Source organism: Microbacterium sp. NPDC055683 (assembly GCF_053617895.1).
In genome coordinates this window covers 27,809-44,767 of the sequence record NZ_JBSHGQ010000018.1, presented here as the reverse complement: position 1 = coordinate 44,767, position 16,959 = coordinate 27,809, and the positions used below count along the sequence as shown (strand labels likewise).

Sequence of the window (16,959 nt, the reverse complement as noted above, 5' to 3'; positions counted from 1 at the left end):
TCATTCGTCGAGCGCGTCGCACGGTGTCGCGATCGCCTTGACGAACGCCGCCGTCTGGTAGGCGTACTGGTACATCCACTCGAGCACGTTGAGCTTCTGGTCGACGGCGACGACGGTGACGTCGCCCCCGTAGCAGCGGTCGAAGATGTACCGCGTGCGTGCGACGTGCGGCGTGAAGGTGAGGACGACCGTCGACGCGACGCCGTGCTCGGCGGCGAAGTCCGTGAGGAACATCGCCTCGCCCTTCGTCGTGTACGGCTCGGGGTGCGCGCATACCACACCCTCCTCCTCGCACACGGGCAGCGCCTCGGCGCTCCACCCGCCGTGGTCGGACGTGGAGTAGAGCGCGAGGTCGGAGACGCCCTCCAGGTGCAGCGCCCGCTCTGCCGAGGTGCGCTGCACGGTCGGCGGGCCGATGACGTACACGAGGTCGGTCTCGGCGGGCATCTCGTCGACGGGTGGGAAGACGTAGAGCGGCAGCCCGGCGAGCACGACGACGAGACCCGCCGCGGCGGCCCATCCGACGATGCGCGCGAGAAGCCGTCGCGGCGTCAGACGACGTCGCGGACGCCGACGGCGCGACCCGGATGCCGCACCCCGCGGTGAACCGGGGTCGGGCGGACCGCCCGCGGACGGCACGGGATCGGAGGGCGCGCGCCGGCGGGTCCCTGGCACGGCCGACAGCGGCTCGAGCGTCGCGCCCGACACGTCAGGGCCTCCCCAGTCCGCGGTAGTCCCATCCCGCTGCACGCCAGGCGTCGGCGTCGAGGCAGTTGCGCCCGTCGACGACGACGCGGCCCGCCGCGAGCGACGAGGCGTGGACGGGATCGAGCTCCCGGCGGTACTCGTCCCACTCGGTGACGACCACGACCGCCTCGGCGCCCCGCAGCGCATCGTCGCGCGCGTCGGCGTACGCGAGCTGCGGATGGGCACGGCGTGCGTTGTCGACGGCGGCAGGGTCGGTGACGACGACGTCGGCGCCGAGCCCCTTGAGCCGCACGGCGACATCGAGGGCGGGCGAGTCGCGGATGTCGTCGCTGTGCGGCTTGAACGCGGCGCCGAGAACGGCGACCCGCTTGCCGACGACATCGCCGCCGAGCGCCTCGCGCGTGAGGGTGACGGCCCGCTCGCGCCGTCGCAGGTTAATGGCGTCGACCTCGCGCAGGAAGGCGACCGACTCGCCCCGTCCGAGCTCCTCCGCCCGCGCCGCGAATGCCCGGATGTCCTTCGGCAGGCAGCCGCCGCCGAATCCGATCCCCGCCGACAGGAACCGCCGGCCGATGCGCGCGTCGTGCCCGATGGCATCCGCCAGCTGCGTGACGTCGGCGCCCGTGACCTCGGCGATCTCGGCCATCGCGTTGATGAAGCTGATCTTCGTCGCGAGGAAGGCATTGGCGGAGATCTTCACGAGCTCGGCCGTGGCGTAGTCGGAGACGAGGAAGGGCGTCTCGCGCTCGACCGCCGGCCGGTAGACCTCGCGCAGCACGTCGGCCGCCCGCTCGCCCTCGGGCCCTGCGGGCACCCCCACGACGAGCCGGTCGGGCGAGATCGTGTCGACCACGGCCCACCCCTCCCGCAGGAACTCGGGGTTCCATACCAGCACGGCGCCCGCGGGCGCGATGAGCTCGGCGAGCCGGGCGGCGGTGCCGACCGGCACCGTCGACTTGCCCGCGACGATGTCGCCGGGCTGCAGGTGCGGCAGCAGGGCGTCGACCGCCGCATCGATGTACGTCATGTCGGCGGCATGGCCGTCCTTCCGCTGCGGTGTGCCGACCGCGATGAAGTGCACGGCCGCGCCGCGTGCCTCCGCCGCGTCGGTCGAGAACCGCAGCGTGCCGCCATCCACCCCCGCGCGCAGCAGCTCGGGCAGATCGGGCTCGAAGAACGGAGCATCGCCCCGCGAGAGGGCGTCGATCTTGCGCGCGTCGACGTCGATGCCGACGACCTCGTGCCCGATCGATGCCATGGCCGCGGCGTGCACGGCGCCGAGATAGCCGCAGCCGGTGACGGAAAGTCGCATTGCGCTCCTTCGGAGGGGGAGGGGATCAGGAGAGGACGCTGAGCCAGAGGCCCTCGACGCGCGGGTACACGGAGCGGGCGGAGAACTGCTCGTCGAACCGCGCGTACCCCGCATCGGCGAGGGCCGCGCGCGCGGCGTCGTCGTCGACGATGCGGCGCAGCGCCGCGGCGAGGGCGGCGATGTCGCCGGGAGGGACGAGGGCTCCCGCGCCCCCGTCGAGCAGCGATGGCACGCCGCCCACTTCGCTCGCGATGACGGCGTTGCGCCGCGCGAGAGCCTCCAGCACGAACATGGGCATCGCCTCGTCGCGCGAGGGCAGCACCGCGATCGCCGAGCGCTCGAGCAGGGCGAGCAGCGCGTCGTGGGGGAGCGCCCCGTGCACGACGACGCCCTCCGGCGCATCGACGACGACGTCGGGCTCGGCGAGCGGCCCCGCGATGTGCAGCGTCCATCCGTCGACGGGACCGAGCAGCCGCCAGGCCTCGACGAGCACGTCGACGCCCTTGCGGCGGCCGACGGAGCCGCCGAAGACGACCATCCGCTCCTTGCCGCGGGTCGTGCCGGTGGGCACGGCGTTGGGGACGATCTCGACCCGCGCCGTCGGAACGAGGCGCAGCACGGCGTCGCGCGTCTCGGCGCTCAGCGCGACGATCGCGTCGGCGCGCGACAGCACTCCGGCGACGCGGGCGGGATGACGCTCGGCGTAGTCGACGAAGCTGCTGCCGTGCAGATGCACGACGGTCCGGTAGCCGAGGAGTGCCGCGAAGCGCTCCAGGCTCCCCTCGCGCACGAACGATCCTCCCTGCGAGAGGTGCACGGCGACGACGGTGCTCCGCCGGGCGCCGAGGAAGGGCAGCCGCGCGAGGGCGCCCAGGTAGAGCAGGACGGCCTTCGGCCCCGTGGTGCCGTCGCGCGTCGTGAGCAGCCGCACGCGCGACGCCTCGAACGGCCAGGCGATGAACGCGTTGACGACCTGCGTCATCCCTCCGGCGACGTCCCCGCGCCGGCCGAGGTGCCACACGGTGCGCCGACGCGACGGCGGCTGGGCGAGGACGCGCTCCACCGACGCGCGGATGCCCTCGAGCTCTGCGCGCGCGGTCTCGAGTCCCCGTGCGAAGCGCGGCCAGTCGTCGACGGCCGCGTCGACGAAGCGGTCGACATCGTCTGCCGGCCGCGAGGCGATCGGCAGGCTGACGTCGGGCAGCGACGCCGCACGGAAGTGCCGGTCGATCTTGTCGGACGCATCGACGAGCGCGGCTGCGGCGGGAGCGCCCTCGGTCACCGCCGCGATGAGCACGTGCAATCGGTCGCTCACGACGACGGCTGCGTGACGATAGAGCTCCCGCAGGGCGAGCTCGTGCCCGCCGTGGTCGGCGTCCGGCCAGGGATGCACCCGTCCGCCGAGGCGCTCGGCGAGCAGCGCGGAGTGCAGCCGATCGCGCTCCACCTGCACGATCGCGACGACCTCGAGCCCGCGCCGCTCTGCGACCGCGCGCACGCCGTCGAACCACGCGTCGGGCGGCACAGGGCGGTCGCCGCGCATCGACACGACGAGCAGCGTCCGCTCCTCGTCGCCGCGCGGATGGTCGGAGCCCTCGGCGAAGGCGAGGTCGGGGCCGACGCCCCCCGTCCCGAGGAACCGGGCCGTGCGGTGGTCGCGCCACACGGTGAGGTCCGTCAGCGAGAGCGACGGCAGCATGAGCGCGCGGGCGAGGGGGCGGAACCCCCTCGAGCCCGCGCCGACGCGGATGACGGCGCCGCCGCGCGCCCGGACGAGGAGCTGCAGGGGCACGAGGCTCACATGCTCCTTGAGGCCGGCCAGTGTGATCTGGATCTCCCCCGGCTTGAAGACGTACGAGGCGCGGCCGCGCAGCGCGTCGCGCACCGCGTCGCGGTAGAACGCGGCGAAGCTGCGGTACACGATGTCGTCGTCGGCGAGCCCGAGCGCCTCGGCGTAGCCCGCGGGGGAGTCGCCCACGAAGACGTGCAGCCGGCCGAGCGGCTGGAGCCAGCGGATCAGACGGCGTCGCAGGATGACGTCGCCGATGTTGTCGTATTGGCCGATCGCGGGGACGTAGATCTCGATCACGGTGTCCTCTCAGCCGGCGAATCGGGGCAGGTCGGCGGTGTCGGCGGTGCCGGAGATCACCCGCAGCGCCGCGGCGCGCTCGAACACGGCGGCGTCGAGCTCGTCCGTCTCGACGGCGACGCCGATGCCCGCCTCGTTCATGAGCCGGGCGATCTGCGCCTGGTGGTCGTCGACGTGCTCGCCGCGGGCCTGCCTGCGCACGGCGGCGACGGGGTAGATGCCCATCTCGAGCAGCCCCATGATCGTGCCGACGCCCGCGTGCGTGATGACGACATCCGCCTCGCGGGCCGCGCGGTCGAAGTCCTCACTGGCCATATGCGTGTGGACGCGGCCGGGCAGATCGTCGCGGGGCGTGTAGCCGAGCTGCCACGTCGTCTGGTCGCCCGCGATGCCGGAGGCGAGCACGGCGTCGACGAGCGAGTCGAACCGGTAGCCCTTGATGGTGCCGAGCGTGACGAACACGCGCAGCGGGTGCGACGGCGAGTAGAGCCGCGGCACGGTCGTGTACGTCTCGAGCACGCTGGGGTGCACGCCCCAGCGGCCGCGTGCCCACGTGCGGTGCTGCGAACGGACGTCGAAGGCGTGCGACGCGTGCAGCATCCGCCCTGTCATCGACGGCCCGTCGACGCGCGACACGCTCTCGATGTAGAGCGAGGGGATGCCCTTCATACGCGCGGCGGGGAGCGCGGCGAGCGCGAGGGCGGCGCCCGTGCTGACGGCGGCGTCGAAGCTCTCGTCGGCGAGGGCGTGCCGCACCACGAGGTGCGCGAGCAGCGTCGACTGCCAGTCGCGCGGTCGGATGTACGGCACCATGAGCGTGCGCCGACCCGCCAGCAGCGACCGCGTCTGCGGGGAGTCGAAGCTCACCCAGAGGGAGTCGTCCTCGGCGCCGAGGCCGCGCGCCAGGCGGACGAGCTGCGCGATGTGCCCGCCCGTCGAGGCCGCGAGCATCAGCTTGCGCGGCCTCTCCTCGGTGAGCGGGGGGAGGGGGACTCTCAGACCAGCCATCGTGATCGGTCTCCTTGTCGTCTCGCGGATCGGTGTGCGGGGGCATGGATCGGGTCGTCGAGTTCGGGTCGTCGAGTCGGGTTCGGGTCTAGAGGCGGGCGCCTGGTCGGTCGAGGAGGCGCTGCAGCAGGGCGGGCCACGCCCATCCGGCCGTGTAGAGCGCCGCGCGCCGCGCGTCGCCCTTGCGGAGGAGCGAACGCGCATGGGCCGCGCTCATGCGCGATCGGACGTCGGCGAGGAGGACGCGGGCGTCGGCGGCGGGATAGGCGCCGGACGTCGCGTCCTTGAACCCGGAGAGATGCAGGTACCGCGCCTCGTAGTAGCGGTGCTCCACGCCGCCGCGGAGGCCCACGCGCCCGGCCGCGTCGCCGACGACGTCGCCGAGCACGCGCAGAGCCTCGGCCCGCCGCGGGTTCGAGCGGATGATCGACCCCTCCCGCAGGCGGTAGGTGTAGACCGTCCCCGGCACGACCGCCACGCGCGTCGCCTCGGCGAGCGCCTGGGCGACGATCGCCTGATCGGAGTGCTGGGCGATCCGCGTGAACGGCACGCGGGCGACCAGCTCGCGCCGGAAGAGCTTGTTCCAGAGGTGCCCCGTGAGCTCGCCCGTCAGCAGCTCGGCGAGGGCCGCTCGAGCGGCGAGGACGCGGGGGCTGGCGCTCGACTGCAGCATCCGGGTGGCTCGCCCCGGGGCGACGACGGCGGCGGCGGCGCAGACGATGTCGGCGTCGTAGCGGTCGGCGGCGCCGATCATCCGCTCGAGGGCGTCGTCGGGCCACTCGTCGTCGATGTCGATGAACCAGACGAACTCTCCCGACGCGGCGGCGACGGCGGCCTCGCGGGCCGCAGCGACTCCGCCGTTGCGGGGGAGCACGATCGCCTCGACGCTGTCGTGGACGTCGGCCAGGGCGCGGGCGACGTCGGCCGAGCCGTCCGACGATCCGTCGTCGACGACGACGATCCGCGCCGGAGCGGACTGGCGCAGCAGCCGTTCGACGGCGGACGCGACGAACTCCTCGCCGTTGAAGCAGGGCACGACGACGGTCGCCCTGGGCGATGTCCGCAGGGACGCCCGCCCTGCTCCGTCCGGTGCTGTCGCGGCATGCGTGTTCATCGTGCTCTTCCTCCTCGGCATTCCGAGCCGGATGATCCGGCTGCGATCCCGTGGGGCCCGGCACGTCGTTGGCGACACCCCCGTGTGGTTGGCACCGTAGCCCGACGCGACCCCGGTCCGCGACGAGATTTTCCATTGGTTAACGAACACGTAACGGCAGAACTGCGCAGGGTAGATGCCCGGATATCGGAATTCGCAGAGGCTGGAAAAGGATCTCTGATCGGGGAATCATGGGGAGGTCCCTGCATGGGTAGTTCGACCGTTTCGGCCGTTGCCCGGTTGCGGGGTGTGTGTATGGTCGGGGATCGACGGGCGCGATGCGGCACTTCGCGTCCCGCGACGCGCCCATCGGATCCCGCCCCACCGGAGAAACGAGAGCACATGCTGACAGGCCGCGATCGGAGCCGGCTCGAGGCGCTGAGAGCGCGCACACGGCAGACGCTGCTCGAGGCGATCGGAGATGTGCGCGACGTCGCGCTCCTCGACATGCCGAACCAGCGCAACGTCGGAGACTCGCTCATCTGGGCGGGTGAGATCGCCTACCTGCGCGACATCGGCATCCGCGTCGCGTACACGTCCGACATCGGGGGCTACCGCGTCGAGGACGTGCGCGCCGCGATGCCGCGCGGCGTCGTGCTGCTGCACGGCGGCGGCAACTTCGGCGACCTCTGGCCGGGGCACCAGGCGCATCGGGAGCGCATCCTCGCGGAGCTGCCGGACTACCGCATCGTCCAGCTGCCGCAGTCGATCCTGTTCTCGTCGGACGAGAGCGCCGCCCGCGCCGATGCGGCGCTCGCGGCTCACCCCGACGCCCTCGTCCTGCTGCGCGACGACGAGTCGATCGAGCGGGCGCGCGTGCAGCTGCCGTCGGCCCAGGTGCGCTTCTGCGCCGACATGGCGCTGGGGTGGGACGCGCCGGCCGACGCGGGCCCCCGCCGCGACGGCGACGTGCTCGTCATCGCGCGCTCCGACCACGAGAGCGCATCGGGCCTCGCGGCCGTCGGCCGCGGATGGCTCGGCGACGGACCCGTGCGCGTCACCGACTGGGGCGCGATCGGCGGATGGGCCGGCGTGCGCTGGCGCATCGCCCGCGCCGTGACGGCCCTCGACCGCCGCCTCGTGCAGGCGAGTCGGCGATGGGGCACGCCGCGCCTGCGCATCGTGCACCGCCTCGCGGAGCACGCCGTCGCCCGCATCAACGAGCAGAACATCCGGGCCGCCGTCGCCCTGTACGCGGGGTCGCGCCTCGTCGTCGTCGACCGTCTGCACGCGCACGTGCTCGCGTGCCTGCTCGGCATCGAGAACATCGTGCTCGACAACAGCTACCGCAAGATCGGGTCGGTCTTCGACGCCTACACGGGCGGCTTCTCGACGGCCGTGTACGCGAGCGGCGTCGACGACGCCCGCTCCCTCGTGGAAGGACTGGTCTCGACCTGATGCTCGCCTTCATCACCTCGCTCCGCCATCCGCAGAACTCCGCGGACTACCGACGCGTCGAGGAGCTGCTGCGGCTCACGCTGGCGTCCACGGCGAACCAGACGAGCGACGACTACGTCGTCATCGTCGTCGGCAACGTGCGGCCGTCGTTCGAGCTACCGCCGCGCGTGCACTTCGTGCCCGTCGACTTCCCCGCGCCAGCGCCTGCCACGGGCCCGCGCACCGACAGGGCGCCGTTCGTGTGGGACAAGGGCACGAAGATCGGCATCGGGCTCGCAGCCGCGCGCGAGCATTCCCCCGATCACGTCATGATCTTCGACGCCGACGACTTCGTGCACCGCGACCTCGCGGCCTTCTTGTCCGGCCGCAAGGACGATCGGGGCTGGGTCGTCGACCGCGGCTGGATGTACTCGCGAGCCCGCAACGCCTACCGCGCCCAGAACGCCTTCAACCGCATCTGCGGGACGTGCCACATCCTGCCGTATTCCGCGTACGGCATACCCGACGACCTCACCGTGACGTCGACCCAGGAGCAGGTCGCCGAGGCGTTCGGCGAGCGGCTCGAGGCCATGCTCGGCGCGCACCACGGCGCCGTCGAGTGGCATGCCGCGCGCGGACGCACGCTCCACGCGATCCCGTTCCGGGCCGCCGTCTACCACGTCGACACGGGAGAGAACCACTCCGGCAAGGCCATGACGGGCGTCGCGCGCCCGTACGGCCGCGCCCTCCGCCGCGATTTCGCGATCGACGCCTCGCTCGGTGCCGGCGCGACGTGGTGGTCGGCTCTGCGCCCCGCCGCGATCGCGCAGAGCGTGTCGGACTCCACGTACCGCAACCGCCGCCGCGCCGCGCGGTTCGCCAGGAGGGTCCTCGTCCGCGCATGATCCTCGACGACGGGGACGAGGGACTCGGCCGCCGGGCGACGCGCTCGATCGGCTGGATCGTCGCCGAGCGCTGGTCGTCGCGCCTGCTCATGCTGGGCGTTTTCGCGGTGCTCACGCGGCTCCTTCCCCCCGACGCCTTCGGCCTCATCTCGCTCGCGAGCGCCTTCATGGCGATCATGCAGGTGTTCGTCGACTCGGGCTTCAGCAAGGCGCTCATCCAGCGCGACCGCGTCGAGGCGGTCGACGCCTCGACGGCCTTCTGGACGTCGCTCGGGATGTCGGGCGTGCTGTCGCTCATCGTCGTGCTGGCGGCCCCCGCGCTCGCGGAGGCCTTCGACGAGCCGGGCCTCGCCGACGTCCTGCCCGTGCTCGCCCTCGCGCTGCCGATCACGGCGCTGTCGCAGACGCCGGCCGCGCTGCTCGAGCGCGAGCTCGGCTTCAAGACGCTCTCCATCCGGCAGTCCATCGGCACGATCGCGGGCGCGGCCGTCGCCCTGCCGGTGGCGCTGCTAGGCGGCGGCGTCTGGGCGCTCGTCGCGCAGTCGCTCGGCACGGCGGCCGTCGCGGTCGTCGTGCTGTGGACCTCGACGACGTGGCGTCCGCGCTTCGAGTACTCCGTCGCGTCGCTGCGCGGTCTGTGGACGGTCGGCGTCAGCGTGCTCGGCATGGAGCTGCTCGACGCCGTGCAAGCGAACGTCGACAAGATCGTCGTCGGCGCGTTCTTCTCGGCTACAGAGCTCGGCTACTACTACGTCGCGCAGCGGCTCGGCACGATCCTCGTCGAGCTTGTGACCTCCGTCATCGCGCGCGTCTCGTTGACGACGTTCTCGAAGGTGCAGGACGACCTGCCTCGCCTGAACCGCATCTTCCGGCAGATGACGTTCGCCGCCTCGGCCGTGAGCTTCCCGATCTTCTTCCTCGTCGCGGCGCTGGCCGACCAAGTCGTGCCGTTCGTCTTCGGCGGCGGATGGGAGCAGGCCGTCCCGATCCTCTGGGTGCTCGCCCCGGGATGGGCGCTCGGCACGGCCATGTACTTCGACCGCTCGGTCATGGTCGCGACGGGGCACGCGCAGACCGCCTTCTGGCTCGCCCTCGCACAGAGCGTCGCGAGCATCGCGCTCGTCTTCGCGCTCGTGCCGCTCGGCCTGCTCGGGGTCGCGCTGTCGCGCTGGGCGCGCGTGGTGCTGTGGCCCGTGCGGCTGTGGCTGCTGCGGCGGTACATCGACCTGCCGGTGTGGCGCTACGTCGGGCAGGTGGCGCGCTGCCTCGTGGCGGTCATCCCGGTCGCTGCCGCCGTGATGCTCCTGCAGCCGACGCCGTGGGCGCAGTCGGCCGGCGCGTTCTGGACGTTCGCCGTGCCGGCGGCCGTCGTGGGCGGCGCGCTGTACGTCGCGCTGCTGCTCCCGATCGCGGGCGACGAGAACCGCAGGGCGCTCGCCGCCGCCGCGGCGCCGATCGCCCGTGCGCTCGCACGACGCCGGCCCCGGACGGCGGAGTGAGGGGCGGCGCATGACGACGCAGACGCTGGCGGGGGCGGCATCGCGGGCGGCGGTCGTGACGCTGTCCGCGCAGGGCGCGCGCATCGTCATCCAGCTCGCCGGCGTCGTCGTGCTCGCGCGCCTGCTCACGCCGCACGAGTACGGCCTCATGGCGATGGTCGTCGCCCTGGTGGGCATCGCCGACGTCGTCCGCGATCTGGGCCTCGGGCAGGCGGCCGTGCAGGCCCGCACCCTCGGGTCAGCCGAACGCGCGAATCTGTTCTGGCTCAACACGCTCATCGGGGCGTTCCTGTGCGTCGCGGCCATGGCATCGTCGTGGGGCGTGGCGGCGCTCTACGGGGAGCCGGCGCTGCAGCCCGTCGTCGTCCTGTTCTCGGCGACGCTGCTGCTGCGGGGCATGTCGGTGCAGTTCTCGGCCGACCTGTCGCGGTCGCTGCGGTTCGGCCGCCTCGCCGTCGCCGAGACGACGGGGCAGGTCGCGGGGCTCGCCGCCGCGATCGCGCTCGCCGCCGCGGACGCGGGCGTCTGGGCGCTCGCGTGGCAGGTCGTCGTGCAGGCCGCGGTCGTGCTGGTCCTCGGCGTCGCGCTCACCGGATGGCTGCCCGGCCCGTATCGCAGGGCGACGCCCGTGCGCCCGCTCGTCCGCTTCGGCGCGGCGCTCGCGGGTGCGAACCTGCTCAACTACGCGAGCCGCAACGTCGACGCGGTCGTCATCGGCCTGCGCTTCGGCGCCGTCGATCTCGGCTCGTACAACCGGGCCTTCCAGCTCATGACGGCGCCGCTGAATCAGCTGCAGATCCCGACGTCGCGCGTCGCCGTGCCCGTGCTCGCCCGCCTGCAGGACGATCCGCGCCGGTTCGCGCGCTACATCCTCGCGGGGCAGTTCGCACTCCTGCTCGTCGTCGGCGTCGTCTCGGCCGTGTCGATCTCGCAGCCCGAGGCGGTCGTGCGCGTCGCGCTGGGCGGGGGATGGGGCGACGTCGCCCCCCTCTTCCAGGCGCTCGCCGTCGGCGGGGTGTTCCAGGCGGCCACGCAGGCCAGCTCGTGGGTCTTCGTGGCCCTCGGGCTCGGCCGCCAGCAGCTGCTCTACGCGCTCGCGACGCGGCCCGTCGGCATCGTCGTCGTCGTGGTCGGCTCGCAGTGGGGGGCGACGGGGGTGGCCTGGGCCTACACGGCGGCGCTCGCACTGTACTGGCCGGCCAGCCTCGCGTGGCTCGCCCGCTGCTCCGACGCGCCCGTGGGCGCCATGCTCCGCAACGGGCTGCGCGGGATGACGGTCGTCGCGGTGTCGGCGGGAGCGGCGGCCGCGGTGTGCGCGGCCTGGCTGCCCGGCGGCACGACCGGCGGGCTGGCCGTCGCGACGGGCATCGCGCTCGCGGTGCCCGCGGCGACGGCGCTCGTGCTGCCCGGCTTCCGCGCGCAGGTGCGCGAGACGGTCGGGATCGGACGCCAGGTGATCGGGTCCCGCCGGCGGCGGGCGGCAGCCGAGGAGGGGACGGACGCATGGAACACGGAGGCCGACGGATGATCGTGATGCTGTCGATGCGGCGCTCGCCGGGCGTCGGGGAGTTCTCCGACCTCCTGGAGAAGGGAGCGCCCGACGACGTCGAGTACCGCTACTTCAGCTGGCCGGAAGCGCTGCGCGGGCGCTACGACGTGCTGCACGTGCATTGGCCGGAGCTGCTGGTGCGCGACAGCAGGGGCCGGGCGCGCGCCTTCCTCCGGCGCCGCCTCATGGACGCGCTGCTCCTCGTGCTGCGGGTGCGGGGCATCCCCCTCGTGCGGACCTTCCACAATCCGCGGCCGCACGAGCGGGGCGACGCCGCGGAGGCCCGCGCGCTCGACCGCATCGACGCGGCGACCCGCCTGTGGATCGCGCTGAACGACACGACGCGACCCGAAGGCGACGTCGACGTCGTCCTCATCCCGCACGGCCACTACGCCGAGGCGTTCGCGTCGTTCCCGCAGCCCGCCGCGGTTCCGGGGCGGGTGGCGTTCTTCGGCATCATCCGCCCGTACAAGAACGTCGAGGAGCTCATCGCGGCGTTCCGGGGCCTCGACGACGCGGCCCTGAGCCTGCGCATCGCGGGCAGGGCGCATCCGGGCCAGGAGGAGCGCGTGCGCGCGGCGGCGGGCGACGACCCGCGGATCGGGCTCTCGCTGCGCTACCTCGACGACGCCGATCTCGTGCGCGAGGTACGAGAAGCGAGCCTCGTCGTGCTGCCGTACCGCGAGATGCACAATTCGGGGGCGCTGCTCGTGGCGGCCTCGCTCGGGCGGCCCGTGCTCGTGCCGCACTCGGGCGCCAACGCCCTGCTCGCCGACGAGCTCGGGCACGGGTGGGTGCGTATGTACCGCGGCGCGCTCACTCCGGATGTGCTCGCGGCTCATCTCGAGGCCGTCGCGGCGGAGGGACTGCTCTGCACGGAGGGTCCCGACATCGCGGCGCGCGATGCGGCCCGCATCGGCGCCCTGCACGCGCGGGCGTACCGACGGGCGCGCGGCGAGAGGATCGAGGAGGAAGCGGATGTTCGAGTCGGCTGACCGCACCCCGGACGCCCGTCGCTCGTCGCTGGCCTCGTCGGCCCGGCGGATGGCGCGCGACGCGCTCCTGAGGTCCGGTGCCACACGGCGATCCGCTCTGCGGCGCATCGCGGGCGCGCTCGCCGGGTTCGGCGACGCCGTGCCGTTCGAGCAGCGCACGCGCGTGGTGCTCGTCGCCCCTCCCGGCGGCGGGAACATCGGTGATCAGGCGATGGTCGAGGCGTTCCTCGACAACGTCGGAGGCGACGTCACCGTCGTCGCCTCCTCGGAGCGCGCGTTCTCGTTCGCCGGCGCGCACGCCGAGCAGGCCGACGTCGTCGTGCTCCCCGGCCTGCTCTACGGCACCGTCGACGACCGCCGTCGCGACCTGGCCCGGTTCGCGCGGCTGCTGGCCGACGCGCGGTGGGTCGTCGTGCTGGGCGCCGACACGATGGACGGGCACTATCAGCCGCGCGCCTCCGTCATGCGCGCCGTCGTCGCCGAGGCGGCGGTGCGCGCGGGGGCGAGCAGCCGCATCCTCGGGTTCAGCTGGTCGGAGGAGCCGCGCGGCGCGGCGCGCAGCAGCCTGCGCGCCGCCCGGCGGGCGGGCGTGCAGATCCTGCCGCGCGACCCCGTGAGCGCCGAGCGGCTGCGGGCAGACGGCATCGCGCCGACCCGTACGGTCGCCGACGTCGTCTTCGCGGCGACGGGAGTCGACCGCGCGGCCCGCGACGAGCTGGGGCTCACGGGCCCGTATGCCGTCGTGAACGTGAGCGGGGGCATCGCGCGCCGCGCCGACCTCGTCGCCGACTACGCCGTCGTCGTGCGGCGTCTGCGCGACCTCGGCCTGCGGGTCGTCGTGCTGCCGCACGTCGTCGGCACGGCGGTCGACGACCGCGCCGCGTCGGAGGCGCTGCGCCGCGCCGTGCCCGAGGGGGTCGCGGTCGTGGAGCGGGCGCTCGCTCCCGCCGAGGTGCGCGGCCTCGTCGACGGCGCCGAGATCGTCGTGACGGGGCGCATGCACCTCGCCGTCATGGCGCTGCCGTTCGCGACCCCCGCCGTCGTGCTCGCCTCGCAGGGCAAGGTCGAGGGGCTCATGGCGCTCGCGGGCACGCCGGAGATGTGCGTGCGGCCCCGTGTCGGCCTCGGCGCCGATGTCGTGCGGCTCGTCGAGGCGGCGCTCCCGGCAGGGTCGCCTGCGCGCACATCCATCGCGGCCGCGGTGCCCGTGCTCCGCGGGATGGCGGCCGACGGCTTCCGCGGTCTGCCCGCGCGGGCCGGCGGGGGCGCGTCATGACGCTCGCGACGGCCGTCGCGGCCTGGCCCCTCTGGTCGCCGCGGATGCGGGGCCGCCTGCTGAGCGCCGCGGGGGTGCGCTGCGACCGCGTGCGCGTGTACCCCGGCATTCGGCTGCTCGGTTCGCCGCGCGATCTCGCGGTCGGCGCCGGCTCGTTCCTCAACGCGGAGCTGCTGGTGGGCGGCAACGCGCGCGTCGACGTCGGCGAGCGCGTGCGGATCGGGCCCCGGTGCGCCCTGCTCCCCACGACGCACGAGCTCGGGCCGTCCCCGCAGCGCGCGGGCGCCATCGCCGCCGCGCCCATCCGCATCGGCGACGGATGCTGGCTCGGAGCGGGCGTGACGGTGCTGAGCGGCGTCTCGATCGGCGCGGGCGCCGTGATCGCGGCGGGGGCCGTCGTCGTCGGCGACTGCGAACCCGACGCCGTCTATGCGGGGGTGCCGGCGCGGCTCGTCCGCAGGCTCGAGAAGGCGGAGGCGGCGCATGGCTGAGCGGATCGTCGCGCGCGGCGAGTGGATGGATGTCGCCAAGGGCGCCGCCATCGTCTTCGTCGTGGTGTTCCACGCGTTCCTCTATGTCGAGGGCGCAGGGGTGAAGGGCATGCCGTCGCTCCTCAAGGTGCCGCTCGAGCTGTTCCCCATTCCGGCGTTCTTCGTGCTCGCGGGCATGACGCAGCACCGCACGCCGACGTACGCGTTCCGGGATCTGCTGCGCCGGCGCGTCCTGCCGCTCGTCTATCTGTACGTGCTGTGGTCGATCATCCGGTGGGTGTTCTACGTCGTGGTGCCCGGAATCGACGGCGGCCTCGGCGACCTCTCCGCCGAGTCGCCCCTCACGCTCGCCCTGCTGCTCGTGTGGCCGTCGAGCAGCTACTGGTTCCTGTGGGCGCTCGCGCTGTTCACTCTCGTCGGGTGGCTTCTGCGCGCGGTGCCGCCCGTCGTCCAGCTGACCGCGGCGGGTGCGCTCGCCGCGCTGCAGGGGGCGGGGATCGTCGACCCCGGCAACGTCGGGTGGGACCGCGTCGCGGGCATGCTCTTCCTCTACCTCGTCGGCCTGCACTTCTCGGGGCGCATCGCCTCGGCCGTGGCGGCGAGCGGATGGCGCCAGCTCGCGGCGTCGGGGGCCGTCGTCGTGCTCGTCGTGGCCGCCCTCGTCCTGCTGCGCGCGCGTGCCGTGCCGGGCGTCGTCCTCATCGGGCAGCTGGCTGCCGTCGCATTCGGGCTCGTGCTCGCCAGGGCGATCGCGCCGTGGCGGGGGAGCGCGCCGCTGGCCGACTGGGGTCGGCGCAGCCTCACCATCTACCTCGTCCACCTGTTCCCGATCGTCGCGCTCGCGGCCGTGCTGTCGGCATCGGGATGGCGGCCGCCGCGCGCCGCGGGCGCCGTGCTGCAGGTGGTGCTCGCCGCCGTCGCGCTCGCCGCGTCGCTGTGGATCATCCGCGCGACGAGTCGCGTGCGGTGGCTGTACGTCCCGCCCCGTCCGCTCTCCGACGCGCTGCGTCCGCGCGGCGCGCGGCGGACGGGGGCCCGCGCGGCGACGCCGCGACACGAACCGCCGGCAGAAGGAGGCACAGCATGACGGAAGCCCTGCAGAGCCCGCCCACGATCGCGACGCGAGAGCCGGTCGCGACGGCGGGACGGAGGGCCGAGCGCGCGAGCGCGGCGCCCCGATCGTGGGCGGCGCGGTTCGTGCGCATCCTGGTGTGCGTCGATGTCGTCGCGATCGCGATCTCCACGACGGCGGCGTCTCTCGTCCCCTCGGCGGAGAGCGGCGCGGGCGACGGCGACCGGGCCGTCGTGGCGGTCGTCACCGCCGTGCTGTGGCTGATGCTGCTCGCCGGCAGCGCGAGCCGTTCGCCGCGCGTCGTCGGGACGGGTGCGACCGAGTACCGGCGCGTGGTCGAGTCCACCGTGCTCACCTTCGGCCTCGTCGCCCTCGGCGTCTACCTCCTCGACATCGAGGGGCTGCGCCTGTTCCTCGGGTGCGGTTTCGGCGCCGGCGTCGTCCTGCTGCTCGCCGCACGCTGGTCGGCCAGGCGCTGGCTCATCGCGCAGCGGAGGCAGGGGCGGATGTCGCGTGCCGTGCTGCTCGTCGGCTCGCCCGCGTCGATCGCGACGGTCGCGCGCGACGTGCAGCGCACACCGGCGGCCGGCTTCCGGGTCGTGGGCGCGGCCATCCCCGGGGGCGCGCAGGGCGAGATCGTGCCGGGCACGACCATCCCCGTGCGCGGCCGTCTCGACAACCTGCCGGCCGTGCTGCAGGAGGCGGGCGTCGACACCGTCATCGTGACGAGCTCGAACGAGTTCTCGTCGTCGCGCGTGCGCGAGCTGAGCTGGCAGCTCGAGCCCGGTCGCCAGCACCTCGTCGTGGCGCCGAGCCTCACCGACATCGGTGGGCCGCGCCTGCACACCCGCCCCGTCAACGGCCTGCCGCTCATCCACGTCGAGACGCCGCACTACGAGGGGTGGAAGCAGTACGCCAAGCGCGCGTTCGACATCGTCTGCGCGGGGCTGCTCATCGTGGCGCTGTCGCCGCTGCTCGCCGTCGTGACGGTGCTCGTGCGGGCGTCGAGTCCCGGACCTGTGCTGTTCCGCCAGGAGCGCGTCGGCCTGCGCGGCGGCACGTTCCGCATGCTGAAGTTCCGCTCGATGTACGAGGACGCCGAGGCGCGCCTGGCCGAGCTCGTCGGGTCGGACGCGGCGGGCGGCAACGGCGTGATGTTCAAGATGAAGGACGACCCCCGGGTCACGCCCGTCGGGCGCGTGCTGCGGCGCTTCAGCATCGACGAGCTGCCGCAGCTGTTCAACGTGCTGCTCGGCTCGATGTCGCTCGTGGGCCCGCGCCCTCCGCTCGAGCGCGAGGTGGCGCAGTACTCCGAGCACGTGTACCGCCGCTTCCTCGTGAAGCCGGGGATCACGGGGCTCTGGCAGGTGAGCGGGCGCAGCGACCTCGACTGGGACGAGACCGTGCGCCTCGACCTCTTCTACGTCGAGAACTGGACCATGTGGGGCGATCTGTTCATCCTCTGGAAGACCGCGCGGGCCGTCGTGTTCGGGGCGGGGGCCTACTGACATGCCGCGGGGTCGCG

Annotated in this window: 14 protein-coding genes; 9 read left to right on the top strand and 5 right to left on the bottom strand. The window is 73.7% G+C overall.

Features of this window, described 5'->3' with window-relative positions; all coding sequences use genetic code 11:
• The 5 genes from ACWGPF_RS08905 to ACWGPF_RS08885 all read right to left on the bottom strand — a co-directional run bounded on the left by ACWGPF_RS08905 (nt 1) and on the right by ACWGPF_RS08885 (nt 6,231).
• A complete protein-coding gene (locus tag ACWGPF_RS08905; RefSeq protein WP_452332485.1) occupies nt 1–708 on the bottom strand; it encodes a YdcF family protein in 708 nt (235 codons plus the stop codon).
• 1 nt (nt 709) lies between these two features.
• Nucleotides 710–2,020 carry a UDP-glucose dehydrogenase family protein gene (locus tag ACWGPF_RS08900; RefSeq protein ID WP_452332484.1) on the bottom strand — a complete coding sequence of 437 codons (1,311 nt, stop codon included), beginning with the start codon at nt 2,018–2,020 and terminating at the stop codon, nt 710–712.
• A 25-nt stretch (nt 2,021–2,045) separates the two neighbouring features.
• On the bottom strand, nt 2,046–4,109 hold the full coding sequence (locus tag ACWGPF_RS08895) for a glycosyltransferase (RefSeq protein ID WP_452332483.1): 2,064 nt from the start codon (nt 4,107–4,109) through the stop codon (nt 2,046–2,048).
• Nucleotides 4,110–4,118: 9 nt separating this feature from the next.
• The gene (locus tag ACWGPF_RS08890; protein ID WP_345439021.1) at nt 4,119–5,117 is read right to left on the bottom strand and encodes a glycosyltransferase; all 999 of its coding nucleotides are present in this window, start codon (nt 5,115–5,117) and stop codon (nt 4,119–4,121) included.
• Between the two features lie 88 nt (nt 5,118–5,205).
• A complete protein-coding gene (locus ACWGPF_RS08885) occupies nt 5,206–6,231 on the bottom strand; it encodes a glycosyltransferase family 2 protein (protein ID WP_452332482.1) in 1,026 nt (341 codons plus the stop codon).
• A gap of 381 nt (nt 6,232–6,612) precedes the next feature.
• Here ACWGPF_RS08885 and ACWGPF_RS08880 point away from each other — a divergent pair, with 381 nt between their 5' ends.
• From ACWGPF_RS08880 to ACWGPF_RS08840, 9 genes are read left to right on the top strand one after another with little or no spacing between them, the layout of a single operon-like run.
• The gene (locus ACWGPF_RS08880; RefSeq protein ID WP_452332481.1) at nt 6,613–7,668 is read left to right on the top strand and encodes a polysaccharide pyruvyl transferase family protein; all 1,056 of its coding nucleotides are present in this window, start codon (nt 6,613–6,615) and stop codon (nt 7,666–7,668) included.
• Nucleotides 7,668–8,552, top strand: a complete 885-nt coding sequence (locus ACWGPF_RS08875; protein WP_452332480.1) for a glycosyltransferase family A protein — start codon at nt 7,668–7,670, stop codon at nt 8,550–8,552. Before ACWGPF_RS08880 ends, ACWGPF_RS08875 begins: the two co-directional genes overlap by 1 nt.
• A complete protein-coding gene (locus ACWGPF_RS08870; RefSeq protein WP_452332479.1) occupies nt 8,549–10,051 on the top strand; it encodes a lipopolysaccharide biosynthesis protein in 1,503 nt (500 codons plus the stop codon). Before ACWGPF_RS08875 ends, ACWGPF_RS08870 begins: the two co-directional genes overlap by 4 nt.
• 10 nt (nt 10,052–10,061) lie before the next feature.
• On the top strand, nt 10,062–11,579 hold the full coding sequence (locus ACWGPF_RS08865) for a lipopolysaccharide biosynthesis protein (protein WP_452332478.1): 1,518 nt from the start codon (nt 10,062–10,064) through the stop codon (nt 11,577–11,579).
• Complete coding sequence (locus ACWGPF_RS08860; RefSeq protein ID WP_452332477.1) at nt 11,555–12,595, top strand: glycosyltransferase; 1,041 nt, start codon at nt 11,555–11,557, stop codon at nt 12,593–12,595. The genes ACWGPF_RS08865 and ACWGPF_RS08860 overlap by 25 nt, the downstream gene beginning before the upstream one ends.
• Entirely contained in the window at nt 12,579–13,871 is a 1,293-nt protein-coding gene (locus ACWGPF_RS08855; protein WP_452332476.1) for a polysaccharide pyruvyl transferase family protein, read from the top strand. The genes ACWGPF_RS08860 and ACWGPF_RS08855 overlap by 17 nt, the downstream gene beginning before the upstream one ends.
• A complete protein-coding gene (locus tag ACWGPF_RS08850) occupies nt 13,868–14,362 on the top strand; it encodes an acyltransferase (RefSeq protein WP_452332475.1) in 495 nt (164 codons plus the stop codon). Before ACWGPF_RS08855 ends, ACWGPF_RS08850 begins: the two co-directional genes overlap by 4 nt.
• Nucleotides 14,355–15,449 (top strand): acyltransferase family protein, encoded by a 1,095-nt coding sequence (locus ACWGPF_RS08845; protein WP_452332474.1) that lies wholly within the window; start codon nt 14,355–14,357, stop codon nt 15,447–15,449. The genes ACWGPF_RS08850 and ACWGPF_RS08845 overlap by 8 nt, the downstream gene beginning before the upstream one ends.
• Nucleotides 15,446–16,942 (top strand): sugar transferase, encoded by a 1,497-nt coding sequence (locus tag ACWGPF_RS08840; protein WP_452332473.1) that lies wholly within the window; start codon nt 15,446–15,448, stop codon nt 16,940–16,942. Before ACWGPF_RS08845 ends, ACWGPF_RS08840 begins: the two co-directional genes overlap by 4 nt.
• Nucleotides 16,943–16,959 lie beyond the last annotated feature (17 nt).

Coding starts and splice junctions, on each gene's coding strand:
- ACWGPF_RS08860 (WP_452332477.1), top strand. CDS start 11,555: ATGGAACACGGAGGCCGACGGATGATCGTGATGCTGTCGATGCGGCGC.
- ACWGPF_RS08870 (WP_452332479.1), top strand. CDS start 8,549: ATGATCCTCGACGACGGGGACGAGGGACTCGGCCGCCGGGCGACGCGC.
- ACWGPF_RS08885 (WP_452332482.1), bottom strand. CDS start 6,231: ATGAACACGCATGCCGCGACAGCACCGGACGGAGCAGGGCGGGCGTCC.
- ACWGPF_RS08890 (WP_345439021.1), bottom strand. CDS start 5,117: ATGGCTGGTCTGAGAGTCCCCCTCCCCCCGCTCACCGAGGAGAGGCCG.
- ACWGPF_RS08880 (WP_452332481.1), top strand. CDS start 6,613: ATGCTGACAGGCCGCGATCGGAGCCGGCTCGAGGCGCTGAGAGCGCGC.
- ACWGPF_RS08875 (WP_452332480.1), top strand. CDS start 7,668: ATGCTCGCCTTCATCACCTCGCTCCGCCATCCGCAGAACTCCGCGGAC.
- ACWGPF_RS08900 (WP_452332484.1), bottom strand. CDS start 2,020: ATGCGACTTTCCGTCACCGGCTGCGGCTATCTCGGCGCCGTGCACGCC.
- ACWGPF_RS08865 (WP_452332478.1), top strand. CDS start 10,062: ATGACGACGCAGACGCTGGCGGGGGCGGCATCGCGGGCGGCGGTCGTG.
- ACWGPF_RS08840 (WP_452332473.1), top strand. CDS start 15,446: ATGACGGAAGCCCTGCAGAGCCCGCCCACGATCGCGACGCGAGAGCCG.
- ACWGPF_RS08845 (WP_452332474.1), top strand. CDS start 14,355: ATGGCTGAGCGGATCGTCGCGCGCGGCGAGTGGATGGATGTCGCCAAG.
- ACWGPF_RS08850 (WP_452332475.1), top strand. CDS start 13,868: ATGACGCTCGCGACGGCCGTCGCGGCCTGGCCCCTCTGGTCGCCGCGG.
- ACWGPF_RS08855 (WP_452332476.1), top strand. CDS start 12,579: ATGTTCGAGTCGGCTGACCGCACCCCGGACGCCCGTCGCTCGTCGCTG.